Genomic DNA, 23,532 nt, shown 5'->3' with positions numbered 1-23,532 from the left:
GCCCCGCTCGTGCCGGGAAGGCACGAGCGGGGCGCCGGTCTCATCGACCGCGCGTGGCCTGCCGTCGCGGCCGCGCCCGGAAGAGCAGGACGCCGACGACGAGCAGGACCGCTCCGGCGGCGGAGGGCCACCACTGGGCGCCGGTGGAAGCCAGTGCACCCCTGCCGGACGGTGTTCCCTCTCCCGTCTGCGGCGCGGAGCCGGCGTTCTGGACCACGCCACCGGTGGCCGGGGCGCTCGACGCGCTCTTCGGCGCAGGGGCAGCGGTCCTTTCTCCGGTGCCAGGGGCCGCCTCAGGTGTCACGTCCCGGGCGGGGGCACTTCGTGCAGGGGACGGCTCGACGCCCTCGTCGGACGGAGGCGCGGGCGACTCGGTGCTCTTTCCCCTCGGCGGACCGGGCTGATCGGCCTTCGCTCCGTCGGCGGTGGGCCGCACGGTCGGTTTGTCGGCGGTGGGCTGTGCTGCCGGCGCCTCGGCAGTGGGCTGCGCTGCCGGTGCGTCGGCGGGCGGCGGTTTCTGCGGGCCGGACTCGGGCTCCTCCTCACCCTCCGGCCGCTCCGGACCGTCCTCACCGCCCGGCCGGTCGGGTTCGTCGTTGCCGGGATCGCCGGCACCGGGGGCGGACCCGCCCTCGCCGTTGCCGTCGCCGGCGCCGCACTTCCGGCCCTCGTTGAGGCAGCCGACCAGCTCTGCCATAAGCGTCTCGTCGAAGACGTTGATGAAGTCGCCGTGGTCCGTCACCGGCTTGTGCAGCTGCTCGGGGAACGAGTCCAGCGCGAAGGCCACGGGCCTCTCACCGCCGAAGTTCGGAGGCGGCACGTTGTAGACGATCCGCTGCACCAGCTGCGGGATCGCCCGGAACCCCTCCGGGCAGGCGCCGTTGCCGTCCGCGAACGCCACATGGGTCCGGTGGTTCGCACTGTCCGTGTTCCGGCCGTCCCAGCAGCTCTGGAACTCGAAGGTGCGTACGACCTGGCTGCCTGCCGGGCAGATCGGGTACTTGTCACGCAGCTGCCGGTCCTCCGAACCGGTGCAGCTCCATGAGGCGTTCGCGTTCTTGTCACCGTTGACGAACGCCTTCGCGTCTCCCGTGATGATCCGCAGGAAGCGCGGCATGGCCGTCACCCGGCCGGCCGGGCTGCCGACGAACGTCAGGGTGACCTGCGACGGAGTGAGGATCTTGCCGACGTTCAGGTCGGCTCCACCGCCACCCGCCTTGGCGTCCTTCTCCTCCTGCCCGTCCTGCAGCCGCAGCACGGGCCAGTAGTACGTGGAGCGGTCACCCTGGTCGCGGCAGGTCGTCGCGCCGGCGGCGAGGTCGTCGTCGCTCGCGAAGGCGTCGTTGGCCTGGTTGCCGACGTAGTCGTGCATGTGGTGCGCGCCGTTGCTCACGCCGGGCGCCACGATGACGTTGTCAGGGTTGAACTTCCCGTTCGCGTTCACTCCGCACTCGGTCACGAAGGTGCCCCGGGAGGCGTCGGGGCCGAAGACCGGCCGGGCCGCCTTCGGCTCGACGGAGGTGATGTCGGCGAAGTCGGACGCTGCGGGGCCGTTGCCGGCCTGTCCGCCACTTTCCTCGGCTTGTCCGCCACCGTCCCCTGTCTGCCCGCCGCTGTCACCGGACTGCTCCTGGCCCGGAGCGTCGGAGGCCCCCTCCCCGCCTGTCCCGGCCGCGTCGGCACCCGCGTCCGCCTCGTCCGCCTTCACGGAACACGCGGCCAGCCCGTCGAGCCCGGCGGGAGATGTCCCCCCGGCCTTCTCCACAGCGGAGGCGATCCGCTGGATACCTGCCGCGCGCTCACTCCTCAGCGGGCCGAGGACCTCCTTCTCGAGGACCTGCGGATCCTTCTCGATCCGCTCCCTTCGGTCGGCGAACCGCCGGTAGGCGTCCGTGATCCGGGAGTCCAGCGAGGCGAGTTCACGGTCGACCTCCGCCCTTGCCGCCTCCGGCACCTCGGTGAGGGTCTCGGCAAGTTCGGGACAGCTGACTGTGGCCGCCTGGAAACCGGCCTCCTGGGTCCGGGTAGCTGTGTCCCCGCCGGGCCAGGCGCCTTGGCCCTCGCCGGCCGCGGCATAGGTGTTGACAACGATGAGTCCGCCGCCGCCGAGGATGAGCGCGGCCGAGGCTGCGACCGTGCGTCTGCCTCTCTTCGATCGTTTCCGTGTGGACCTGCTCACCGAGAACTCCTCGCGCCTCTGCCGTGTCGGACGTGAACGTCCCCGGCTGTGAGCCGGGTGCGCACCCTCATACGTAGGAGAGCGGTGAGGTGTTCAGAGCTCCGGTGGAACAACGGGGCCCGCGGGGCGGTGGACTCGTCTGTGCGCCCTCCGGCGGGTGGGCTCGCCAGGACCTCCCTCGCCGGAAGGGCCGGCGGGCAGAAAACAGACCCCCGGAGATCATTTACGGACGGCCTTTCGGATAAGCCATTGGGTAGCCACCACATCGACGGCATGAACCGCCGACGGCACGACGGCGAGGAATATCAGCCGGTCGACGCCGACACATGCCACATCACGCGGCAAGCGCAACTCCGTTGATTCGTATACCTTCTGACGCCCCGCGCAGAGTTCCGTCGTACCCCTATTCGAGAAGTCCACACCGGCCTTATAGTCGACGAAGCGCCGGTCCATTCCGGCGCGGGGAGGGGAAAAGAGTGTTCAACCATTCACGCACTCTCGGAATTCTGGCGGCTGTCGCCCTGACGGCCGGTGGGCTGACAGCCGCAACCACTGCCACGGCCACCGCGGCACCTACCGCGGTCCAGTCCTGCCTGGGCGGCGCCAAGTCGTTCTCCAGCACCTACACCGCACCGTACCGGTGGCCCGGGTCCGGCTCGGTCACCACCACGTCCACCTGCAATGACATCAACGTCAAGCCCTACTACGGCGACAACGTGCGCACCTGCTTCCTGCCCAGCAGCGGCGGCACCAGCTGTAACGCCTGGCGCTGGATCTCGGGCGGCGTCTGGGGGCTGGCCGCGACCGACGTCAAGGACGGCACCAAGTTCTACGTGGAGTTCCAACTCGGCTACGAGTACGGGAGCGTCGCTTACTGATCCGACGCACTCGATAGTTTCCGAAGGGCCCCGGCGCGCCGCGCGCCGAGGCCCTTCGGGGGTTTTCCAGGCGTCGAAAAAGGAGCCTCAGGAAACGAGCCTCCAGAAGAGAATGCACCTGAGACGCCGCACACTTCTCGATTCCGGCAGTTGAACGAACCCCGAAATGACTGAGTCGCCGTCAGCGCGATATCGGAACAACTGAATTCAGAGCAGCCGCATTATCGAGAAGTTCCTATTCCCCATTCACGACAGCTCCTCGCTCGGCACCGTCCCCCTGAGCAGGGCAGCCCCTAACGGCGTCAGGACATGCAGAACGACGCTGCTGTGCCGTTGGCTGCTGATGAGCTTCGCGTCCCGGAGCGCCCGGGTATGGAAGGTGACGGTCGCCGGTGAAATCCCGGCGAGCCGCGCGAGCTCACTGCTGGATGCTCCGTTCGCCACGATGCGCAGCAACACGGCGCGGGTGCCGCCGATCAAGGCCGCCAGCGGAAGGTTGTCCTCACAGTCCCGGCTGGTTGTCGCACCCGGCTCGTGGTTCAACGGGTAGATCAGCACCGGGGGGAGCGAGGGATCCGCCAGGGCGACCGGATAGTTCCAGCAGAAGTAGGAGGGCACGAGGGTCAGCCCACGGCCGTCGAGGTGGAAGTGACGGTCCTCGGCCGGATAGTCCACCTCCAGGACCGGCGGCCGCCAGCGCATCCTGGGCGTCAGGCTGCCCAGCAGCCCGGCGACGCCCCCGGACAGCAGTGCACGGCTGCGCATCAGCCGATCCGTCGTCACACCTGCGAGGATCCGGTCGCTGTGTGGTGCTATCACAGCGTCGTAGTACTCGCGCAGCAACTGGACCAGGTCTTCCCGCTGGTCGCGTTCCGCGAACCGGCGCAGCCCGGGCGGTGTGGAGATCACCCTCCGGGTCAGCAGGTCCAGCTCGCCTTCGACGTGCTTGGCGGGCGCGTCCAGGACGGCCTTCAGCCCCGGTGTCAGCCCGGCCGCCCCTGCTGCGGGAGTGAGGAAGTCCGGGAAGTACGCCGCCCGCACGAACAGCGGCAGCAGTACGGTGCGTAACGCCCGGGACAGACCGGCCTCGTGGATGCGGGGCCCGAAGTCCCGAAGCCAGTCGGCGTAGGCCCAGCGTCCGTTGCGGGTCTGCAGACGATGGAGACTGCCCGTGATCTCCCACAGGGGATCGGGCCTGGTCGCGACCGTGACTCTGGCGAGGTCGGCGTCGGTGAAGTGGATCCGGAGCAAGTGGTCCCCCCAAGGCGGTTCGCGACCGAGGCGGGTCGCGCCCGACGTGCTTCAGCGGATGCGCGGCGTGCCGGCTGCGTGACAGCACCTCAGTTGACCAGATCCTCCGCCCGTCGGACAGCTTCGGTGCGCATGGCAGCCAGCTCCTCCAGCTCCTTCGCCTTGGCGGCCGGCAGCCCCTTGGCGTAGCCGCGCAGGAGCCCCTGGACGGTCTGGGTGAGCCCGGCAGTGCCGGCACATTGCGCGTCCGCGACCGCGATGGCGATCTCCTGCTTCGCAGCCGCCGTCGCACTGCTGGACTTGTGGGCAGCCGCTGCCTGAGCACGCGCCTGCGCCTGGGTGGCGAAGGGGTAGCCGCGACCGCGCATGCAGCCGCCCCACACCTCGATGGCCCGGTGGTAGCGGGTGTCCTCAATGGCTTTGAAGTACAGGCCCACGTAGTGACCTTGCGGGATGAACTCGATGCGAGCGGCCTCGGTCGGCGAACCGTAGAGCTGTCCGCGGCTCTCGGCGATGCAGCCGGCGGTGGGAAAGGTGAAGGTCTGACCGCTGCTGAGCGTGAGGGGGGCCCGGTCGGTAGGCCCGCCGGCCAGCGCCCGGTGGAATCGCTCCCGCTCCCGCTCCGAGAGCGTCCGCAGATAGGTGTCTGCGCTCCCCTCCGATGCCGATTTGCCTTCCCCCTGGCCCAGTTGGTAGCCGCGGATGCGCCGCTGCTGAAGATCGGGGTGCCAGTCCTCGTCACGATCAATCTGTGCCGGGGCATCGACCGCCGGATCGCGGAAGCCCTGCTGCCTCATGCATCTGTCGCTGAGCTTGAGCTCTGCCGCCTGGAGGATCTGCTGATCCGCGTAGTAGGGGTCGTCCTTGGTGAGCAGTGCGACAGCGGCCGCGCCGAGTGCCGGCTTGCCGGCCGCGGTTGCGTCGCCTCGACCCGCCGGCTGCGCCGAGGCGCAGCCGACGAGGCCGAACAGCACGGCGGCGACGATCGCGGGTCGTGTCAGGGTTGCGTATCGCACCGGCATGAAGAGCCCACCGTCCCGTGATGAGTGGATTCGCTGTCTGACCAGCTAGCACCATTTGTTGGAACGGATGTTGTCGTTCCAGTTCCCGTCGACGCCGTAGCCCAGCGGGACGGCCGACAGGGAGTTGTACCCGCTCTGCCGGGAGATGCTCAATTTGGGGGTCTGGTAGTTCTCCAGGAAGTACACGCTTGCGACGCAGCTGTTGCCGTTGTTGTACAGGGAGGAGGCGCAGTCCTCCCAGGTGCCCGTCGAGCACGTCGAGTGGCTGTACACGCCCCAGTCGGCGTTGTTTCCGTAGAGCTGGCCGGGCCCGTCGTTCCAGTTGTCGTTCACCCAGAAGCACAGATTGCCGGCGGTACAGCCTGCGGGTGCGGCGGCCAGGGTCCCCACGCCGGCGGAAGCGGCCGCGGCGGCGGACGGACGAACTTGGACCGATTTGTCCTTGTCGGCGGCGCCGGCGACCGGTACGGCCAGCATCACGGCAAACACCGAGACGACAGCGATCAGCAAGGTTCTCAGGCGCCGAAGCGGCACCTGCGAAATGGTCTTGGACATGTGCGTTCCCTTCACTTGCCCCACATTCCGACTGACTTTCGAACGCATAGTGCCCATGCCGACAACCGGTGCGCCACGCTGTTTGACGGGCGTCAAAGTCCGCAGTGCAAAGGGCCGTTCAGGAGCTCGGGGCGCGAAGTGGTTCCCGGCACGCTGCGGTGGTCCGCGCCGGATGGGGACGTGTCGGGTCTTCGCGTGGCCGAAGGCGCACCGGCCGGGACGGGCCGCGCTCCCCCAGTAAGCGGAGAGGAGAGACACGGTGGGAACCTGGCGCCACGAACGGCAACGGACGTGGTGGCCGCTGACCCGCCCGAGCGGTTCAGGCCGTGGAAGACCGTCTACGAGCGCCACCGGCTGCCGGCGACCGTACAGAAAGGCCGGCGCCCGGTCAGTGGGGGCGCAGGGGGTCGATGACCGCGCCGGGGTTGAGGATCCCGGCCGGGTCGAGGACCTTCTTGCCGGCTTGGAGGGCCGCGGCGAACAGGTCGGGGCGCTGGCGGTCGTACCACGGGCGGTGGTCGCGGCCCACCGCGTGATGGTGCGTGATCGTGCCGCCGCTGCTGATCAGCGCCTCGGAGACGGCTTGCTTGATCTCGTCCCACTGCTCGACGGTCCTGCCCCACGTCCCGGCTGCGTAGATCCCGAAGTACGGTGCCGGACCATCCGGGTAGACGTGGGTGAACCGGCAGGTCACCACACCTTCCGCGCCGACCTGCCGCATGGCGTCCCGGGCCGCGGCGTCGACCGCCGCATGCAGGGCGTCGAACCGGTCCCATGTGCAGGCCGTTTCGAACGTCTCCACGATCATGCTCTGCGAGGCAAGTGCGTCCCGCTGGTAGGGCATCCGGACAAAGGAGTTGCGCCAGGTCTCGGCGGCTCCGGTCCGTGCGGCCCGGTCGGTGGAATCGGTGCGGCGCGGTTCCTCGGTCAAGGTGCCTCCGTGGTCCCGGCACAGCTCCAGTGCCCGTTCCATCGAGGCGTTCACGGGGTGGTCGGCGGATTCGAACCCGAGCACGAGGACAGCGGTCGGCGCGCCGGCGTTGATGAACGCCTCCACGGGGTCCAGGAGGCGGCAGTTGGCAGGGTTCAGCCCCGACTGGGAAAGGGCGCGCACCGCGCGCACTCCCGCGGCGTGGTCGGCGAAGCCCACCGTGGCCCCCGCGCGCCACCGGGGCCGGTCCTGGAGGCGGACCCATGCCTGGGTGATGACGCCGAGCGAGCCCTCCGAGCCGAGGAACATCCGGTCGGGGGACGGCCCCGCGCCCGAGCCCGGGAGCCGGCGGGATTCGATGACGCCGCTGGGGGCGACGACCCGCACCGACTCGGTCAGGTCGTCGATGTGGGTGAGGTTCGTGGCGAAATGGCCTCCCGCCCGCGTGGCCAGCCAGCCGCCGAGGGTGGAGAACTCGAAGGACTGGGGGAAGAACCGCAGGGTGTAGCCCTTGGGCCGCAGTTGGTCCTCCAGGTGCGGACCGAGGACGCCGGCCTGGACGAGCGCTGCCCGGCTGGTCCGGTCGACCTCCAGGACCTGGTCCATCGCTCCCAGATCCAGGCTGACCACCCCGGCGTAGTCGTCCCCCACCCTCGGTTCGACTCCTCCTACCACCGAGGAGCCGCCGCCGAAGGGGACGACTGCGATGTCGGCGCCACTGCACCAGTCCAGTACGTGGACGACCTGGTTCTCCGAGGTCGGGCGCACGACAAGGTCGGGCACGTGGGGCAGTTGCCCCAACAGCGCCCGTACGACATCACGGAACGCCTGCCCGTGGCTGTGCGCGAGGCGGTCGCGCACGTCGGCGGAGGCGATCGACGCGAGCCCCGGCGGGGCCTGGACCCGGCTGGGGCCCACGCCGAACGCCTCCACCGGGGGCGCCTCGTGCACCGTCAGGTCGGCACCGGGCAGCATCTCCGCCGTACGCCGGGTGATGTCCGCGCGCTCCGCACCCGTCACCGCGTCTTCGACGTTTCCCCATCCCCACCACGAACGCGTCTTGCCGCTCACTGCCGACCACCGATCTGAACGGAGGGTAAGTTACCTGGCGGTCACCTTGGCATAGGGTGGAACCATGAGCAAGCAGGAGAAGGCCACCCGCACGGTCGGGACCAAGGGAATGCCCCGCGCCGACAGGGAGCGGCTGATCCTGGACGCGGCTGCCCGGGAGTTCGGTACCAAGGGCTACGCCCGCGGGTCGACCGCGGTCGTGGCGGCACTGGCGGGGATCAGCAAGCCCATGGTCTACGAGTACTTCGGCTCCAAGGACGGCCTCTACCTGGCCTGCCTGGAGCACGCCGGCTCCCGTCTCGTCGAGGCCGTCGCCGCGGCACAGGAGGGCCCGTCCGACATCACGCGTGCCGCGCGCACCATGGACGCCATCTTCCGGACGCTGGAGTCACGCGTGCACGACTGGGCACTCGTCTACGACGTGACCCTGCCGGCCGACGGTCCTCTCCATGCGGCGGCTGCCGTCCACCGGCGGGAACTCAACCGCATCGGAGCCGTCGGCGTGGCCGAGTTCTTCGACGTCCCCGAGGCCGGCGAACCGCTCGACGCCGACCTCGCCACCCACCTCTGGTTCGGGAATGTGAGCGCCGCCGTCGCCTGGTGGCGACACCACCCCGACCAGAGCGCCGACGAGATGACCGCACGCTTCGAGCGCATCTTCGCGGTGCTCCACCCGCAGAGACCGTCTGCCGGCGCATAGCCGCACGGCTCGTCGCACGGTCGAGCCTCCTGAACGGACGCGGGAAAGACCCGAGGCCTGACGCGCTCAACCGTGAGCGTCGTCCGGGGGCACCTGCCCGGTCGGGAGGGATCCGATCGTGTGGAAGTCCCGCCGCAGCGCCGCGAACCCGCGCTCCTCGCGGCCGGAATGGACGCGGTTCGTGAGCAGGATCGCGTAGCGGCCGGCCTCCGGGTCGAGCCACAGGCTCGTGCCGGTGAAGCCCGTGTGGCCGTACGAGGTCGGCCCGAAGGTGTCGCCCACCGGCGAACCGACCGGGTCCTGCCCCTGCCAGGCCAGCGCGCGGCGCAGGTTGAGGTGGTCGGTGCGGGGCGCCGTCATCAGGGTGAGGGTGTCGGGCTCCAGGAGCGGCCGGCCGCCGCCGAGCAGGCAGAGGGCGAGGCGTTCCAGGTCCGCGAGGGTGGAGAAGAGGCCCGCGTGCCCGGCGACACCGCCGAGTACGACGGCGTTCTCGTCGTGCACCTCACCGACGACGGTCCGGCCGCGCCAGGGACAGGCTTCGGTTGCCACGGCGCGTGCGCGGTCGGCGGTGCCCGGCCGGAAACGGGTGTCGGTCAGACCCAGGGGAGCACTGACGAGGTCGGCCGTCAACTGGTCCAGGCCCTGGCCGGTGGCCTGTTCGGCGATGAGGCCGAGCAGCATGAACCCTTGGGAGGAGTAGGTGACATGGGTACCGGGTTCGGCGCTGTGCGGCAGTGGGCCCAGCGCCGCGAGCAGGGACTCGCGGGTGGGGTGGTCGCGGTAGAGCGGGACGCCGCCGGGCAGCCCCGCGGTGTGGTCGAGGAGTTGGGCGACCGTACGGGCGGCGTGCGGACTGCCGGAGTAGCGGGCGAGGTGCTGTCCCACGGTGTCGTCGAGGCCGAGGACGCCGCGGTCGACGAGAGCCATGACGACCAGGCCGACGATCGGTTTGGTCACGGACGCGAGGTCCCACAGGTCATGGCCGTCCAGAGCCGGCCCGTCGAGTGCGCGGGTGCCGGTCCAGCCCCGGTCGTACGGGCCTGCCGCGTCGCCCAGCGACCAGGTTGCGCCCGAGTAGAGGCCGCGCTCCCGGCCGTCCTCCAGTAGTCGGCGGCGGGCGGCCGCGTGGCGCCCGGAGTTGGGCACGTCGGACCCCGTGACGCTCGCACCGGTGGCCACCTCGCGCCCCGTGGTGGCCGATGTCCTCTGCCGGTGCTCGGCCTTCATCGCATCTCCCTCTCGCCCTCGGCTGCGCCCGTACTCCTCGTGCTGCCGCCGCTCGCCCCGCTCGCGGGGCGCCCCGGGTCCGCGGCCAGTCCGAGCCGCACGCCGGGCTGTGCGGTCAGGCTCGCCGACACCGCGGCCGCGGCGGACCGCACCATCGGCCCGTACAGCCGCGCGGCCGCGTCGTCGAGGGTGAAGGCAAGGCCGGTCAGTACGAGGGCGCCGACCGCGCGGCCCGTCGCGTCGCGCACCGGGGCGGCCAGCGCGCGCCGGTCGAGCCAGGCGTCGGTGCCGTCGAAGGCGTAGCCGTCGCGGGCCGCGGCGGCCAGGGCCGCGTCATCGACGGGTACGCCGTCGGGGCCGGTCGACAGGGAGTCCCTCTCCCCGGCCGGCAGGGCGGCGAGCAGGGCGAGGCCCGCCGCGCCCGCGGTCACCGGTTCGCGGAAGCCCGGGCCCAGGTCGAGGCCGAGTCCCTGGACGGGGGAACGGACGTCCAGGTGGATCACCGTACGGTCGTCGCGCACCACGTAGGAGGCGAACAGGCCGGTGCGTGTGCGGAGTTCGTCGAGGACGGGGCCGACCCGGCGCATCGCGGCGTCGTCGGCGAGGAGGCTCGCGGCGAGTCCGAGGAGCCGTGGCCCCGGACGGTAGCTGCCGCCCGTGTCGGGTTCGGCGTAACCCGTCGCGGCGAAGGCGCGCAGCAGGCGGTGCACGGTGGGTTTCGCGAGTCCCGTGTGACGGGCGAGGTCCGCGAGTCGGTGCGGCGCCCCTGACCGGGCGAGGGCAGCGAGAACCTCCATGGCCTTGTCCACCGGTCCGGGAGCGGGCGACGAGGCACTCGCCCCCGGGCCGTCGGAGGCGGCGACGGCCGCCCCTGCGGAGGGCTGCTTCTGCGAACGACTGTTGACCGGTTTCCCCATGTGGCCTACCTTACCCGAACTGCATTCCATTCACCGGAACGAGTGTGTTGCCCAATGGAACGAATACGTGAAGGGGGAGGCGGCCCGCACGTCGGCTGCTCCCGCCGTTCGGCGCTGCGCCTGAGCGGTCTCGCGGTGCCCGCCCTCGCGGCCCCGGTCCTGTTGAGCGGGTGCGGCGCACCCTCGGCGGCGTCCGCGGGCAACGTGCTGCGGGTCTCCCAGACCGGGGACCCCAAGACGATGGACCCGCACAAGCAGGGCGACATGACGTCGATGAACGCCCTGATCAACATCTTCGACACACTCACCACGAGAGCCCGCGACAACACCCTCCAGCCACGGATCGCCCTGTCCTGGAAGGCGGTCGAGCCGACGGTGTGGCGGTTCGAGCTGCGGCGCGGCGTCACCTTCCACAACGGTGAGCCGTGCGACGCCGAGGCCGTCCGGTTCAGCATCGAGCGGCTGCTCGCCCCCGCCACGAAGTCGCCCATCGTGGAGCTGCGTTACGTGTCGGACGTCAGCGTGGTCGACCGGTACACGGTGGACGTGCACACCTCGGTGCACGACCCGATCCTGCCCGCGAAGCTGTCGCTGTTCGGCGGCGTCGTGGTGCCCCCGCGTTACCTGGCCGAGGTCGGCGACGAGGGCTTCGCCGCGCACCCGGTGGGCACCGGACCGTTCACGTTCCGGCGTTGGCAGCGCGACCACGAACTGCGCCTCGCCGCCTACGACAAGCACTGGCAGGGCCGCCCCCACGTCGACGAGCTGGTCTTCGTGCCCGCCCCCAACTCGTCGTCCGCGCTGGCCGCCCTGCAGAGCGGCGGCGTCGACATCGTGGCGGGAATGACCCCGGACGCCGCCGAGCAGCTGGCCGGATACCCCGGCGTGCGGATCGACCACCACACCGGCATCCGCACCTCGTACCTGTCGCTCGACACCCTCACCGAAGGACCGCTGCGCGACCGACGCGTCCGCCAGGCGCTCAACCACGCCGTCGACGTACCCCTGCTCATCAAGGCGGTGCTCGGTGGCAACGCCACCGAGGTCCCGGCGATGATCCCGCGCGGCGCGTTCGGTTTCGACGAGTCCGTGAAACCCTTCGAGCGCTCCCTCGCCAAGGCCCGCGCGCTGCTGGCCGAGGCCGGGCATCCCGACGGCATCAGCACCTCGATCACCGCGTCCAACCTGGACGCGAACGTCGCCGAGGCGATCTCGGGCCTGCTGGCCCGCGCCGGCATCCGCGCCGAGGTGAACCTGCTCGACCCGGGCACGTACTCCCAGCGCCTGACCTCCACCAACCACGGCGCGCTCGGCCCGATCTACCTGGCCGCGTCCACCGTCTGGACCATGGACGGCTCGTCGATGCTCCAGTCGAACGTGCGCAGCGACCGCCGGCAGAGCCGCTGGCACCACAAGCGTGCCGACCTGCTCGTGGACCGCGAGGAGTTGTCCGTGGATCCGGCCGTGCGCCGCCGCGCCTTCTCCGACCTGCAGCAACTGATCAAGGACGAGGCGCCGTTCGTGCCGCTCTACCAGATCGACAACATCTACGTGCACAACACCCGGCCGAGCTGGACGCCCGGCGCCGCCGGGGTACTGGCCATGGCGAGCGCGAAGGTGGCCGTGTGATGAGCCGGACCCTGACCGCACCCTCCGCTCCCGTGGCCGGCCACAGCCGTGCCTGGGCCGTGCTGCGGCCTGCCGCCGCCCGCCTGGGCACCGCGCTGCTGGTCCTGCTGTGCACCGCCACCGTCGCGTTCTTCCTTGTGCGGCTGTCCGGCGACCCGGTGAAGGTGATGCTGCCGCCGGACGCCACCGCCCAGCAGGAGAGCGTGCTGCGGCACAGCCTGGGCCTGGACCGGCCGCTCGTCACGCAGTATCTCGACTACCTGTGGGGTCTGCCGCGCTTCGACTTCGGCAACTCCCTCTTCTACAACCAGCCGGTCCGCGCGGTACTCGCCGACCGCATCCCGGCGACCCTGCTGCTCGCGGCGGGCGCCCTCGTGGTGACGCTGGTGATCGCGCTGCCCGCCGGCACGATCGCGGCGATGCGCCGCGGCAAGGCCGCCGACCGCGGTGTCATCACGGCCGTCCTGGTCGGCCAGTCGACACCCGCCTTCTGGGTGGGCATCCTGCTCATCCTCGTGTTCGCGGTCGGCCTGCACGCCCTGCCCGCCTCCGGGTACGGCACCTTCTCCCATCTCGTCCTGCCGTCGATCACCCTGGCCGTCTACTCGGTCGCCGTCGTCGCGCGGCTGCTGCGCTCCTCGCTGATCGACGTGCTCGGCTCCGACCACATCCGCACGGCCCGCGCCCGGGGCCTCGGACCGGTGCGCACCGTGCTGCGGCACGGCCTGCGCAACGCGTCGCTGCCCGTGGTGACGGTCGTCGGCCTGGAGGTCGGCAGCCTGCTCGGCGGCGCGATCCTCACCGAGCAGGTCTTCTCCTGGCCGGGTGTCGGCCAGCTGACCGTGCAGGCCATCGCCAACCGCGACTTCCCCCTGGTACAGGGCGCCGTGCTGCTGTTCGCCGCCACGTTCGTCGTGGTGAACCTGCTCGTGGACCTGTCCTACGGCCTCCTCGACCCGAGGGTGAGGAACTCCCGATGACCACCACCGCCCCCGCGGCCACCCTTGCCGCCACCGCCCCCGCCTCGACCCGGCCCTCCGTCCTGCGCTCGCTGCTGCGCAACCGGCTCGCCGCGATCGCGCTCGTCCTCCTCCTGCTGGTCGTCGTGTGCGCGCTGTTCGCCCCTCTCATCGCTCCCGCCGACCCGGGCGCCCAGAACCTCCTCGCCCGGCTCCGGCCCCCCGCCTGGCAGTCCGGCGGCAGCACGGACCATCTCCTCGGCACCGACCAGCTCGGCCGCGACCTGCTCTCGCGCGTCGTGTACGGCACCCGGGTCTCCCTGCTCGTCGGCGCCGGCGCCGCGCTGCTGGCCGGGGTCATCGGTACCGTCGCGGGCCTCGCCTCCGGCTATCTCGGCGGGTGGACCGACCGTGTCGTGATGCGTGTCGCGGACGTCCAACTCGCCTTCCCCGCCATCCTGTTGGCACTCGCCGTGGTCGGCTTCGTCGGCTCGGGACTCGGTTACGTGATCCTCGTGATCGGCATCACCGGCTGGGTGTCGTACGCCCGCGTGGTGCGGTCCGAAGTGCTGTCGCTGCGCACCCGCGACTTCGTCACCGAGGCCCGCGCGATCGGCGTCGGCGACCTGGCGATCATGCGGCGGCACCTGCTGCCCAACGTCATGGCCCCCCTGGCCACCATCGGCACCCTGCACATCGCGTCGGCCATCGTCGCCGAGGCGTCGCTGAGCTACCTGGGCCTCGGCGTTCCGAAGGAGACGGTGACCTGGGGCGGCATGCTCTCCGACGGGCAGCTCTACCTCGGCACCTCCTGGTGGATCGCCGTCTTCCCCGGCATCGCGCTCATGCTCACCTCGCTGTCCATCAACATCCTGGGCGACGCGCTGCGCGACGTCGCGGACCCGAAGGCGTACCGCCAATGACCGACTCCGCACAGACCACACCGTCCACGCCCGTCCTCGAATTCCGCGACCTGCGTGTCGACTTCGCGCTCGCCTCCTCGACCGTGCACGCGGTACGCGGGGTGAACCTCTCGGTGACCGCCGGCGAGACCCTCGCCGTCGTCGGCGAGTCCGGCAGCGGCAAGTCGGCCACCGCCCTGTCCGCGCTGCGCCTCAATCCCGAACCCCCGTGCGTGTACGCGGGCGGCCACGTGCTGCTCGACGGGAAGGACGTACTCGCCCTGCGCGAGAAGGAGTTGCGCAAGGTTCGCGGCGCCCAGATATCCATGGTCTTCCAGGACCCGATGACCAGCCTCGACCCGTTGCAGCGGGTGGGCGAGCAGGTCGCCGAGGTCCTGCGGCTGCACGGGGACCACACCCGCGCCGAGGCCCGCCGGGCGGCGCTGACCGCTCTGGACGAGGTCGGCATCCCCGACCCGGAACGGCGCTACCGCCAGTACCCGCACGAGCTGTCCGGCGGTCTGCGCCAGCGCGTCATGATCGCCTCCGCACTCGTGGCACGGCCCCGCGTCCTCATCGCCGACGAGCCCACCACCGCGCTCGACGTGACCGTGCAACGGCAGATCCTCGAACTGCTCGTACGGCTCCAGCAACGCCACGGCATGGCCGTCCTGCTGATCACCCATGACCTGGGTGTCGTCGCCGAGACCGCCGACCGCGTCGTCGTCATGCGGCACGGCGAGGTGGTGGAGACCGGGGACGTGGAACAGGTCTTCGCACGCCCCACCGCCTCGTACACACGCGATCTGCTGGCCGCCACTCCCCGACTGGAGCCCGTCGCATGACCACGAACCCACTGCTGGAGATCGACGGCCTGCGCAAGGAGTTCCCCGGCCGCCCGCCGAGCGTCGCCGTCGACGACGTCTCCCTCACCGTCCGGGAGGGCGAGACCTTCGCCCTGGTCGGCGAGTCGGGCTGCGGCAAGACGACGCTGACCCGGCTGTTGCTGCGGCTGCTCGAACCCACGGCGGGCAGCGTACGGTTCGACGGCACGGACCTGCTGGCGCTGAAGGGCTCCGCGCTGCGGCCGCTGCGCCGGCAGATGCAGGTCGTGCTCCAGGACCCGTACTCCAGCATGAATCCGCGGCTGCGGATCGCCGACATCGTCGGGGAGCCGCTCGTCACCCACGAGGAATGGGCGCGCGGACGGCGCGGCAGGGCCAAGGTGCGCGACCGGGCCGGCGAGCTCCTCGACTCCGTCGGTCTGGACGCGAGCATCCTGGACCGGTATCCGCACGAGTTCTCCGGCGGGCAGCGCCAGCGCATCTCCATCGCGCGGGCACTGGCCCTGGAGCCGCGCCTGGTCGTGCTCGACGAGCCGACGAGCGCGCTCGACGTGTCCGTGCAGGCCCGCGTCCTCGACCTCCTCGCCGAACTCCAAAGTCGCCTCGGCCTGACCTATTTCTTCATCTCGCACAACCTGGCCGTCGTCCGTCAGATCGCCGACCGGGTGGCCGTGATGCGGCAGGGCCGCATCGTCGAGTCCGGCACCGCCGACCAGGTGTTCACCGCCCCCGAGGACGCCTATACCCGGCGGCTCCTGGACGCCGTGCCGGTACCCGACCCCGGCCGCCGGACCCTGCGGGGTGTCCCGGCATGAATCCCGGCCTAGACCCCCGACAGGACCAGGCCCGCCGCCCCGAGCAGCGCACCGGTGTCCGCGGCCTCGCCGAGGACCACGGTGGGGGCCTCGCCACCACCGAGGACATCGGCGCGCAGCCGGGACTCAACCATGGCCCGGAACCGTTCACCACCGTCGAGGGCCTCGCCGTGCAGCACGAACAGGCCGCAGGCGAAAAGCTGCTGGACGGTGGCGAGGCCGAGCACCAGGTTCTCCGCGTACCGCGCGACGAGATCACCGGCGGCCGGGGCGGCGGACGCCGTCAGCGCCGCCAGTGTGGCCGCCTCGGGAGCGAGCCCGTGCTCGGCGGCGCGCTCGCGGAGCCAGCGGGTCGTCGCCACGGTCTTCCAGCAGCCCCTCCGTCCGCAGGTGCAGATCTCGCCGCTCGCGGTGACCGTCATATGGGCGCCGCTGCGTCCGCCGGCCGGGGCGAGCACCTCCCCCGCGTAGAGGATGCCGACGCCGAGGACCTCACCGGTCGCGACGGAGGCGAACGAACGGCGGCCCCGCCCGGCACCGAACCAGCGGTCGCCGAGCACCTGCACGTGTGCCCGGTGCTCGATCCGCACCGGCGCGCCCGTGAGCCCCGCGAGCCGGTCGGCCAGCGGGTAGCCGCGCAGCGCCGGGGCGTCGTTCGCCTCGATGATCAGGCCCGCCGCGGGATCCACCACACCGGCGGCGGCCACGCCGACGCCGAGCAGGGGCTGCCCCGCGAACACCCCCGCCGCCTCCCGCAGCGCCGCGTCGACGACGGCCGGGTCGGCGCTGCGCGCGTCGAAGCGGGCCTGCGTACGCTCGCGCACCGCTCCGGCACGGGTGAGCAGCGCGGCACGCACCAGTCCGGGCAGCACCTCGACGGCGCCCAGCACACCGACGTCCCGCCCGGCCGGCTCGTCCGGCCCCGGATCGGGCACCAACCGCAAAGGAATACGTTCATGCGCCATGCGCCGACTCTGTCATGCCCCCGAACCGGGGAGACAGCGGCATGACCCACCGCAATCTGACCGAGGCCACCTGGCGCGAGACGCGGGACGCGGCTCCCGGCGCGATCGCCGTCCTGCCGATCGGTTCGCAGGAGCAGCACGCCGAGCACCTGCCGATGGGCACGGACACGATGCTCGCCGACGCCGTGGTCTCCCGTGCCCTGGCCCTGCTCGACGAGCGGGCCGCCGGCGGCGTGGACGTGCCGGAACTCGTGAGGCTGCCGACGCTGCCGTACGGCCACAGCCCGCACCATCTGTTCGCGGCGGCGCTGACCCTGTCCGCGCCGGTGCTCGGCCTGGTCCTCGACGAGCTCCTCGACTCGCTGGCCTCCTGCGGCTACCGGCGGGTGCTCGTCGTCAACGGCCACGGCGGCAACGACGAGATCATGCGGCTCGCGGTCAAACGGTTCGCGCTGCGCGCGGACGTGACAGCGGCTGCCTGCTCGTACTGGACGCTCACCGACACCGGCGAGCCCGAGGCTGACGCCGACGCGCAGGACGAGAGGCACGCCGAGCTGGTGCCCGGGCACGCCGGCTGGTTCGAGACGTCGCTGATGCTCGCCGCACGGCCGGAGCTCGTACGTGCCGGGCGCGCCCGGCACGAGCCGGTCGAGCCGCCGCCACTGTTCGACAAGCCGCCCTACCCCGGTCTGACCGTGGAGCGGCACGGCGAGTGGGAGCGGGTGGGCGGCGCCACCGACGACGCGGCCGGCGCCGACGCCGCGCACGGCGAGCGCCTGCTCGACCGGCGCGCCCGCGGCCTGGCCCGCGCGGTGCTGGCCTTCGACGCCGCGTCGCGCCCCCTCGCGTGACCCTCCACCACCTCACACGTAAGGAACCGCTCATGAAGATCACCGAGGTCGACGTCCACGTCGTCAATCTGCCGCTGGTCAACCCGTTCACCAGCTCGTTCGAGACCAAAACCGGGGAGACGCGCACCGTGGTGCGCATCAGGACGGACTCCGGTGTGGAGGGCTGGGGCGAGACGATGTGGGGCCGCCCCGTCGCCGCGATCGTCCGCGACCTCGCCGAGGACCTGATCGGCACGAGCCCGTTCGCCCTGGAAGCCTTCCACCGCCGCCATCACATGGTGCCGTTCTTCTACGGCTACCTGGGCTACGCGGCCCTGGCCGCGATCGACGTGGCCTGCTGGGACGCCATGGGCAAGGCCACCGGGCAGTCGGTGACCGATCTGCTGGGCGGCCCGGTGCGCGACGAGGTGCCCCTGACCGCGCTGATCACCCGCGCCGACGCACCCGGTGCCGACGCGGGCGACCTGCCACGCGCTCTCGCCGAGCACACCGGGCGCGTGGTGGCCGAGGGTGGCTTCACAGCCGTGAAGCTCAAGGGCACCAAGGACGTTCAGGGCGACGTCGCGATCCTGCGGGCGCTGCGCACAGCCCTGCCCGAGGTCAGTCTGCGCGTCGACCCGAACGCCGCATGGTCGGTGCCCGACTCGATACGCGCCGGGATCGCGCTGGAGGAGCTGGACCTCGAGTACCTGGAGGACCCGTGTGTGGGGATCGAGGGGATGAGCCAGGTCCGCCAGAAGGTGCGCATCCCGCTGTGCACCAACATGTGCGTGGTCCGCTTCGAGGACTTCGCTCCCGCGATGCGCCTCAACGCGGTCGACGTGATCCACGGCGACGTCTACAAGTGGGGCGGCATCGCCGCGACGAAGGCGCTGGCCGCGCACTGCGAGACGTTCGGCCTCGGCATGAACCTGCACAGCGGCGGTGAGCTGGGCATCGCGACGGCCGCCCACCTCGCGGTGGTCGCCAGCACCCCGGTGCTGTCGCGCGCCATCGACTCCATGTACTACCTGCACGCGGACGACATCATCGAGCCGCTCACGCTGACCGACGGCAGCCTGCGGGTGCCGGACGGTCCGGGCCTCGGCGTCACCGTCGACGAGGACAAGCTCCGCCACTACGCCGGGGTGAACGCGCGCGAAGGAGACCTCACCAAGTGACCAGCGACAACTCCCGTTCCGGGCGCCACGCCGTCACGACCGCCACGGCGCCCGCCCCGATCGGTGGCTACAGCCAGGGCATCGCAGCGGGCCCGTACCTGTTCACCTCGGGCTTCGGCCCGCAGGACCCGGTCACGGGCGAACTGGGCGAGACGATCGAGGAGCAGACCCACCAGGTGCTCGCGAACCTGAGCGCGCTCCTCGCGGCGGACGGGCTCACGCTCGACGACGTGGTGAAGGCGACGGTCCATCTCCAGGACGTGCACCGCGACTTCGCCGGGTTCGACGAGGTCTACCGGGAGCACTTCGCCGACCCACGGCCGGTGCGCACCACGGTCGGCTCCGAGCTGATGGGCATCCTGGTGGAGATCGACGTGGTGGCGCTGCGCCGGACCATCTGATCCGCGCTCCCCGCACACGCGGGTACGCGAACGGTGCGCGCCGCGGACGGCGGCCTGCGTCCACTGCGCAGTGGACGCGGGCCGCCGTCCGCATCCGCTTCACGTGGCCGTCGGCGCACCGGCCGGAACGGACCGCGGTCCCCGTGAGCGGAGAGGAGGATCACGGTGGGAGCCTGACAGCATGGACGACCCGACCGAAGACCCCCGCTTCCACCCCGACCCGTACCCGGCGTTCGCGGCCATGCGCTCCACGTGCCCGGTGCAGGCGGTGCCCGTCGGATCGAGCGGGCGCGGCAGCTACCTGGTCACGGGGTACGCGGAAGCCCGGCAGGCGCTCGGCGACGACCGCCTTTCGAAGGACACGGCGGCCTTCTTCGCGGGCAAGGGGTCGCAGCGCCACCTGCACCCCGCGGTCGCACACAGCATGCTGGCCACCGATCCGCCCGAGCACACCCGGCTGCGGAAGCTGGTGACCGGTGCGTTCACGACCGGCGCCGTCGCCGGTCTGCGCCCCTTCATCGCCGGACTGACCGAGGAGCTCCTGGACCGGTGGCCGGTGGGCGGGCAGGTCGACTTCGTCAGCGAACTCGCCGTGCCCCTGCCGGTCATCGTGATCTGCGAGCTGCTCGGTGTGCCGGAGGGCGACCGGCCCGCGGTCCAGCGGTGGTCCGCCGACCTGTTCGCCGCCGGCCGGCCGGACCGCGTCGACGATGCTTCGCACGCCGTGGCCGACTACATGACCGGCCTCATCGCGTCCAAGCGTCTCCGACCGGGCAGTTCGCTCCTCGACCGCCTCGTCGCGGCGCGCGACGGCGACGATCGTCTCAGCGAGGAGGAGCTGGTCTCCCTGGCGGTGCTGCTGCTCGTCGCAGGACACGAGACGACCACCGCCTTCCTCGGGAACGCCGCCCTGGCCCTCCTCCGGCACCCCGCCGAGCGCGAACGGCTGCGCCGGGACCCGGGGAGCATTCCGGCCGCACTGGAGGAGCTCCTTCGCTTCAACTCCCCCGTCAGCACGTCCACGTTCCGCTTCACCACGGAACCCGTCACGCTCGGGGACACCGCCGTCCCCGCCGGTGTCCCGGTGCTGATCGCCCTCGGGGCCGCCAACCGCGACCCGGCGAGGTTTCCGGTACCGAACCGGCTCGACCCCGACCGGGATGCCGCGGGGCACCTCGCCTTCGGCCACGGAATCCACCGCTGCGTCGGAGCTCCCCTGGCGAAGGCCGAGGCGGAGATCGTCCTGCGCGCTGTCCTGACGCGTTTTCCCCGTCTGCGTCTGGCCGTACCTCCGCGGCAGTTGAGTTGGCGTCGGACCCGACTCGTTCGCGGGCTGGTCTCGCTTCCGGTCTCGACCCGGTGACTCGCGCCCGGACCACGCCGGGCTCACAGATGCGGTTCAGGCCGCCAGGTGGGTCAGCACCGAGCGCATTGCGCGGTGTACGGCTTCGCGCGACTCCTCCGTCGGGTCGACGGTATCGAAGGAGTGGCGGCCGTTCGGTACGTCGACGACCTCGACGTTCGCCCCGCAGCCCGTGGACGCGGTCAGGAACTCCTCGACGGTGGCGGCGATCTCGGGCATCTCACGCCCCACCCTCGTGACCACGACGGGAAGGGTGCCCGCGTCCGCCACCGCGTTCACCGGGTGGAACCGGCTGTCGAGCAGACCCCAGTTCGGCAGCGGCGCCAGAATCGGGTAGCTGGCCGCCAGGCAGCGCAGCCACGCCGGAGGCCGGCGCAGCCAGTCCGCCGCGATCAGGCCGCCGCCCGAGAGGAACCACAGGGCGACCCGGTCCGCGTCCACCCGCGGATCGGCCCGGACCAGCTCCACCGCGGCCGCCACGTCCGCGGCGGCGCGCTCGTAGTCGGCCAGGTCGTGCAGGCGGTGGTCGAGGGTCACGCCCACCACCCCCTGCCCGGCCGCGTACCGGGCGTACCCGATGAGTCCCGGCCAGTCACGCGGGGTCGGCCTGGCCTCGGCGGGCACCGGTCCGCCGTGCACGAACACCACGGCCGGCCGCGGGTCCTCGGCGTCGGGCAGGTAGAGGTCGACGTTCCCGGTCCGTTCACGAGGGATGTCCGGCACGTCCAGCAGGAACGGCCGCAGGTGCGCGGGCTGCTCGGCGGAGCCCGGAGGCACCAGCCGGTGCCCCCCGCCCGCGGCGGCCCGCATCAGGACGTCCGCGAGCTCAGCCGGGAGGGAGAGCATCGGCCAGTGGCCGGTGGGGAGTTCGAAGAACGTCACCCGGGGTTCGGTCAGCACCTGGAGGGCGGGGTCACCGAAGCCCACCCGCATCTGGACCAGTTCGATGCTCGCACCGTTCTTGTTGCACAGCACCCCGGTGAGGGGCAGCGAGGCCACCGCACCGGTGAGCCGCAGCGGCTGGAGGAGGGTGCGCAGCGGCTGCGGCGCCGCCAGGGCGGTGAGCCGGTCGAGCGCCGCGTCGGGAATGCCCGCGGTGCTGCCCCAGCGCTGCCACTCGTCGCGGGCGGGCGAGGGCAGCTCCCGCTGGGTCCCGTCGGCACCGGTCTGCCCGGCCAGCTCCTCGCGCAGCGACTGGTCGGGAACCGCGGCCAGGGCGGGAACCCCGTCCTGCGGCATTCCGGAGTCCAGGTAGACGATCCGGTCGATCAGCTCCGACCGCCTGTCGGCGGCGCCCAGCGCAGGGTGGATGCCGTAGTCGTGGCCGACCAGCACGATCTCCCGGCCGGCCGCGGCGTCGACCGAGTCGATCACCGCGAGGACATCCGAGATGTGGGTCTCCAGATCGATGCCGGCCGCCTCGGCCGCGCGGGACCGGTCGAGTCCGGTGAGGGCCACAGCGTGTACCCCGGCTCCCTGCGAGGCCAGTTGCGCGGCCGTGTCCTCCCATACGTGCGGGCCGGTGAACATCCCGGACACCAGGATGAATACAGTCATGGGCCTCTCCTCCGTGCGGCGTCGTCGGCGGACCGCCACGATCGGCGGGCCACGCTCGCCGGTACGGTAGAAGCTCCCCCTTAGGGAGGTTCAAGTGTTCACGTCGCACGACGGCCTGTGCAGCATCGGCGAACTCGCCGAGCGCGCGGGCGTCACGGTCAAGGCCGTCCGCTTCTACTCCGATCGCGGCCTGCTGCCGGAAGCCTCCCGCAGTGCCGGGGGGCATCGCCGGTACGGCCCCGAGGCGCTCGGCCGGCTGCGCCTGGTCCGCTCCCTGCGTGCCCTCGGTCTGCCGGTGCGCGAGGTGCACCGCATCCTCGACGAGGAGGACGAGGCGGGCAGCGTGCTGGAGGACGCCGTCGCCGGGCAACTGCGCGAACTCGGCTCCCAGCTCAAGGCCCTGCGCTGGCGGGAGGCGGGGCTGCAGCTGGTGCAGGAGTGCCCGCCCGGGGAGCGGGCCGACCGGCTGGCCCTGATCGGCGCACTGGCCGCCCCGCCGAGCACGGCCCCACTGGCCCGGTTCTGGCGGTCCTGGCTGCCGCCGCGGATGCCGGCCCGGGCGACGGCCGCCTTCCTGGAGGCGGCGGTCCCCGAACCTCCCGACGATCCGGAACCGGCCCAGGCGCTCGCCTTCGCCCGGCTCAACGCGTTCGTGACCCGCCCGTGCACGGGCGCCGAACAGCCCCGGCCCGAGGCGCACAGGACGGCGGGGGCCCACGGGCCGGCCGTGCTGTACGCCGGTCTGGCCCAGGCGTACGAGCTCGCGGGTACACAGTTGCGCCGCGGCCGGGAGCCGTACGCGGGCGAGGAGCTGGACAGTTTCGTGGGCGCGTACGCGAGCATGTACGGCGCCCGGGACACCTCCGCCTTCCGCAGCCGGCTGGCCCGACAGCTCGCGGCCGACCCGCGGATCGACCGCTACTGGGACCTGGTGACCGAGGTGATCAGCACCCCGGGCGGTCCGCCGGAGCCGACCCCCGGGTCCGCACACGACTGGCTGTTCGCGGCGCTCGACGCGCAGACCACCGCGGCGGCCTGAGGCCCGGGGTGCTACCTGGCCCTGGCCGCCCGCCCGCGCCGGTACATCACGTAGCCACCGCAGAGCAGTCCCGCCACGAACATTCCCAGCAGGGCTGCCCAGAGCGGCATCGTGACCTTCGGGATGATCACGCGAATGGTGACCTCGTCGGTGTTGACGCAGATGAAGACGATCGCGAGGATCGCCAGGACGGTGACGGCGATCCGGGCAGGGCTGAAGGCGCCCGAGCTGCCGGTGGATACGTCCTTGGGGCTCATGCGCGGCCCTTTCGCTGGGTCCTGGCTCCGCTACCGGGAACGGCGGTCCCCGGACCCC

At 71.7% G+C, this 23,532-nt stretch carries 22 protein-coding genes; 12 read left to right on the top strand and 10 right to left on the bottom strand.

Annotated features, from left to right (window positions below; translation table 11 throughout):
* Window positions 1-40: 40 nt before the first annotated feature.
* Window positions 41-2,179 (bottom strand): DUF1996 domain-containing protein, encoded by a 2,139-nt coding sequence (locus ACFW9O_RS20775; RefSeq protein ID WP_384611181.1) that lies wholly within the window; start codon window positions 2,177-2,179, stop codon window positions 41-43.
* Between the two features lie 476 nt (window positions 2,180-2,655).
* Between ACFW9O_RS20775 and ACFW9O_RS20770 the strand changes: the two genes are divergently transcribed.
* On the top strand, window positions 2,656-3,057 hold the full coding sequence (locus ACFW9O_RS20770) for a hypothetical protein (protein WP_384611179.1): 402 nt from the start codon (window positions 2,656-2,658) through the stop codon (window positions 3,055-3,057).
* Window positions 3,058-3,303: 246 nt separating this feature from the next.
* Here the strand turns inward: ACFW9O_RS20770 and ACFW9O_RS20765 are convergent, their stop codons facing one another.
* The 4 genes from ACFW9O_RS20765 to ACFW9O_RS20750 all read right to left on the bottom strand — a co-directional run bounded on the left by ACFW9O_RS20765 (window position 3,304) and on the right by ACFW9O_RS20750 (window position 7,887).
* A complete protein-coding gene (locus ACFW9O_RS20765; protein WP_384611177.1) occupies window positions 3,304-4,308 on the bottom strand; it encodes a helix-turn-helix domain-containing protein in 1,005 nt (334 codons plus the stop codon).
* A gap of 89 nt (window positions 4,309-4,397) precedes the next feature.
* Window positions 4,398-5,330, bottom strand: a complete 933-nt coding sequence (locus tag ACFW9O_RS20760; RefSeq protein ID WP_384611175.1) for a hypothetical protein — start codon at window positions 5,328-5,330, stop codon at window positions 4,398-4,400.
* Window positions 5,331-5,375: 45 nt separating this feature from the next.
* Window positions 5,376-5,885 (bottom strand): peptidase inhibitor family I36 protein, encoded by a 510-nt coding sequence (locus tag ACFW9O_RS20755; RefSeq protein ID WP_384611173.1) that lies wholly within the window; start codon window positions 5,883-5,885, stop codon window positions 5,376-5,378.
* Window positions 5,886-6,273: 388 nt separating this feature from the next.
* Window positions 6,274-7,887, bottom strand: a complete 1,614-nt coding sequence (locus tag ACFW9O_RS20750; protein WP_384611171.1) for an FAD-binding oxidoreductase — start codon at window positions 7,885-7,887, stop codon at window positions 6,274-6,276.
* Between the two features lie 64 nt (window positions 7,888-7,951).
* On the opposite strand from ACFW9O_RS20750, the gene ACFW9O_RS20745 reads away from it, so the two are divergent.
* Complete coding sequence (locus ACFW9O_RS20745) at window positions 7,952-8,587, top strand: TetR/AcrR family transcriptional regulator (RefSeq protein WP_384611169.1); 636 nt, start codon at window positions 7,952-7,954, stop codon at window positions 8,585-8,587.
* A 66-nt stretch (window positions 8,588-8,653) separates the two neighbouring features.
* On the opposite strand, the gene ACFW9O_RS20740 is transcribed toward ACFW9O_RS20745, so the two are convergent.
* Together ACFW9O_RS20740 and ACFW9O_RS20735 are read right to left on the bottom strand one after the other, a co-directional pair.
* The gene (locus ACFW9O_RS20740; RefSeq protein ID WP_384611168.1) at window positions 8,654-9,814 is read right to left on the bottom strand and encodes a serine hydrolase domain-containing protein; all 1,161 of its coding nucleotides are present in this window, start codon (window positions 9,812-9,814) and stop codon (window positions 8,654-8,656) included.
* Window positions 9,811-10,731: an IclR family transcriptional regulator gene (locus tag ACFW9O_RS20735; RefSeq protein WP_384611166.1), complete on the bottom strand. Its 921-nt coding sequence runs from the start codon at window positions 10,729-10,731 to the stop codon at window positions 9,811-9,813. Before ACFW9O_RS20735 ends, ACFW9O_RS20740 begins: the two co-directional genes overlap by 4 nt.
* 54 nt (window positions 10,732-10,785) lie before the next feature.
* On the opposite strand from ACFW9O_RS20735, the gene ACFW9O_RS20730 reads away from it, so the two are divergent.
* Genes ACFW9O_RS20730 through ACFW9O_RS20710 form a run of 5 tightly spaced genes read left to right on the top strand, consistent with a single transcriptional unit; the run spans window position 10,786 to window position 15,881 of the window.
* On the top strand, window positions 10,786-12,360 hold the full coding sequence (locus ACFW9O_RS20730; RefSeq protein ID WP_384611164.1) for an ABC transporter substrate-binding protein: 1,575 nt from the start codon (window positions 10,786-10,788) through the stop codon (window positions 12,358-12,360).
* Entirely contained in the window at window positions 12,360-13,340 is a 981-nt protein-coding gene (locus tag ACFW9O_RS20725) for an ABC transporter permease (protein ID WP_384611163.1), read from the top strand. Before ACFW9O_RS20730 ends, ACFW9O_RS20725 begins: the two co-directional genes overlap by 1 nt.
* On the top strand, window positions 13,337-14,242 hold the full coding sequence (locus ACFW9O_RS20720) for an ABC transporter permease (protein WP_384611161.1): 906 nt from the start codon (window positions 13,337-13,339) through the stop codon (window positions 14,240-14,242). Before ACFW9O_RS20725 ends, ACFW9O_RS20720 begins: the two co-directional genes overlap by 4 nt.
* On the top strand, window positions 14,239-15,066 hold the full coding sequence (locus ACFW9O_RS20715; RefSeq protein WP_384611159.1) for an ATP-binding cassette domain-containing protein: 828 nt from the start codon (window positions 14,239-14,241) through the stop codon (window positions 15,064-15,066). The genes ACFW9O_RS20720 and ACFW9O_RS20715 overlap by 4 nt, the downstream gene beginning before the upstream one ends.
* Window positions 15,063-15,881 (top strand): ATP-binding cassette domain-containing protein, encoded by an 819-nt coding sequence (locus ACFW9O_RS20710; protein WP_384611157.1) that lies wholly within the window; start codon window positions 15,063-15,065, stop codon window positions 15,879-15,881. The genes ACFW9O_RS20715 and ACFW9O_RS20710 overlap by 4 nt, the downstream gene beginning before the upstream one ends.
* An 8-nt stretch (window positions 15,882-15,889) precedes the next feature.
* Here the strand turns inward: ACFW9O_RS20710 and ACFW9O_RS20705 are convergent, their stop codons facing one another.
* Window positions 15,890-16,846 (bottom strand): ROK family protein, encoded by a 957-nt coding sequence (locus tag ACFW9O_RS20705; RefSeq protein ID WP_384611155.1) that lies wholly within the window; start codon window positions 16,844-16,846, stop codon window positions 15,890-15,892.
* A 41-nt stretch (window positions 16,847-16,887) separates the two neighbouring features.
* Between ACFW9O_RS20705 and ACFW9O_RS20700 the strand changes: the two genes are divergently transcribed.
* The 4 genes from ACFW9O_RS20700 to ACFW9O_RS20685 all read left to right on the top strand — a co-directional run bounded on the left by ACFW9O_RS20700 (window position 16,888) and on the right by ACFW9O_RS20685 (window position 20,621).
* Window positions 16,888-17,697, top strand: a complete 810-nt coding sequence (locus ACFW9O_RS20700) for a creatininase family protein (protein ID WP_384611154.1) — start codon at window positions 16,888-16,890, stop codon at window positions 17,695-17,697.
* A gap of 32 nt (window positions 17,698-17,729) precedes the next feature.
* On the top strand, window positions 17,730-18,857 hold the full coding sequence (locus ACFW9O_RS20695) for an enolase C-terminal domain-like protein (protein ID WP_351179861.1): 1,128 nt from the start codon (window positions 17,730-17,732) through the stop codon (window positions 18,855-18,857).
* Window positions 18,854-19,258: a RidA family protein gene (locus ACFW9O_RS20690; RefSeq protein ID WP_384611153.1), complete on the top strand. Its 405-nt coding sequence runs from the start codon at window positions 18,854-18,856 to the stop codon at window positions 19,256-19,258. The genes ACFW9O_RS20695 and ACFW9O_RS20690 overlap by 4 nt, the downstream gene beginning before the upstream one ends.
* A gap of 181 nt (window positions 19,259-19,439) precedes the next feature.
* Window positions 19,440-20,621 (top strand): cytochrome P450, encoded by a 1,182-nt coding sequence (locus ACFW9O_RS20685; protein ID WP_384611151.1) that lies wholly within the window; start codon window positions 19,440-19,442, stop codon window positions 20,619-20,621.
* A gap of 36 nt (window positions 20,622-20,657) precedes the next feature.
* Here ACFW9O_RS20685 and ACFW9O_RS20680 read toward each other — a convergent pair whose 3' ends face one another.
* Window positions 20,658-22,178, bottom strand: coding sequence for an alpha/beta fold hydrolase (locus tag ACFW9O_RS20680; RefSeq protein ID WP_384611149.1), 1,521 nt, complete (start codon window positions 22,176-22,178; stop codon window positions 20,658-20,660).
* A gap of 94 nt (window positions 22,179-22,272) precedes the next feature.
* Here ACFW9O_RS20680 and ACFW9O_RS20675 point away from each other — a divergent pair, with 94 nt between their 5' ends.
* On the top strand, window positions 22,273-23,217 hold the full coding sequence (locus tag ACFW9O_RS20675) for a MerR family transcriptional regulator (protein ID WP_351171538.1): 945 nt from the start codon (window positions 22,273-22,275) through the stop codon (window positions 23,215-23,217).
* A gap of 11 nt (window positions 23,218-23,228) precedes the next feature.
* Here ACFW9O_RS20675 and ACFW9O_RS20670 read toward each other — a convergent pair whose 3' ends face one another.
* Window positions 23,229-23,474, bottom strand: coding sequence for a DUF1049 domain-containing protein (locus tag ACFW9O_RS20670; RefSeq protein WP_384611147.1), 246 nt, complete (start codon window positions 23,472-23,474; stop codon window positions 23,229-23,231).
* Window positions 23,475-23,532: the final 58 nt, after the last annotated feature.

The organism is Streptomyces sp. NPDC059499 (genome assembly GCF_042749285.1).
GTDB lineage: Bacteria > Actinomycetota > Actinomycetes > Streptomycetales > Streptomycetaceae > Streptomyces.
Note: the sequence above shows the minus strand (reverse complement) of the source record. Positions and strands in the feature narration are given on the sequence as shown.

Bases quoted from the DNA above. Each gene is read 5' to 3' on its own strand.
- ACFW9O_RS20760 (WP_384611175.1), bottom strand. From the start codon at position 5,330: ATGCCGGTGCGATACGCAACCCTGACACGACCCGCGATCGTCGCCGCC.
- ACFW9O_RS20755 (WP_384611173.1), bottom strand. From the start codon at position 5,885: ATGTCCAAGACCATTTCGCAGGTGCCGCTTCGGCGCCTGAGAACCTTG.
- ACFW9O_RS20745 (WP_384611169.1), top strand. From the start codon at position 7,952: ATGAGCAAGCAGGAGAAGGCCACCCGCACGGTCGGGACCAAGGGAATG.
- ACFW9O_RS20740 (WP_384611168.1), bottom strand. From the start codon at position 9,814: ATGAAGGCCGAGCACCGGCAGAGGACATCGGCCACCACGGGGCGCGAG.
- ACFW9O_RS20735 (WP_384611166.1), bottom strand. From the start codon at position 10,731: ATGGGGAAACCGGTCAACAGTCGTTCGCAGAAGCAGCCCTCCGCAGGG.
- ACFW9O_RS20730 (WP_384611164.1), top strand. From the start codon at position 10,786: ATGGAACGAATACGTGAAGGGGGAGGCGGCCCGCACGTCGGCTGCTCC.
- ACFW9O_RS20725 (WP_384611163.1), top strand. From the start codon at position 12,360: ATGAGCCGGACCCTGACCGCACCCTCCGCTCCCGTGGCCGGCCACAGC.
- ACFW9O_RS20720 (WP_384611161.1), top strand. From the start codon at position 13,337: ATGACCACCACCGCCCCCGCGGCCACCCTTGCCGCCACCGCCCCCGCC.
- ACFW9O_RS20715 (WP_384611159.1), top strand. From the start codon at position 14,239: ATGACCGACTCCGCACAGACCACACCGTCCACGCCCGTCCTCGAATTC.
- ACFW9O_RS20710 (WP_384611157.1), top strand. From the start codon at position 15,063: ATGACCACGAACCCACTGCTGGAGATCGACGGCCTGCGCAAGGAGTTC.
- ACFW9O_RS20705 (WP_384611155.1), bottom strand. From the start codon at position 16,846: ATGGCGCATGAACGTATTCCTTTGCGGTTGGTGCCCGATCCGGGGCCG.
- ACFW9O_RS20700 (WP_384611154.1), top strand. From the start codon at position 16,888: ATGACCCACCGCAATCTGACCGAGGCCACCTGGCGCGAGACGCGGGAC.
- ACFW9O_RS20695 (WP_351179861.1), top strand. From the start codon at position 17,730: ATGAAGATCACCGAGGTCGACGTCCACGTCGTCAATCTGCCGCTGGTC.
- ACFW9O_RS20685 (WP_384611151.1), top strand. From the start codon at position 19,440: ATGGACGACCCGACCGAAGACCCCCGCTTCCACCCCGACCCGTACCCG.
- ACFW9O_RS20680 (WP_384611149.1), bottom strand. From the start codon at position 22,178: ATGACTGTATTCATCCTGGTGTCCGGGATGTTCACCGGCCCGCACGTA.
- ACFW9O_RS20670 (WP_384611147.1), bottom strand. From the start codon at position 23,474: ATGAGCCCCAAGGACGTATCCACCGGCAGCTCGGGCGCCTTCAGCCCT.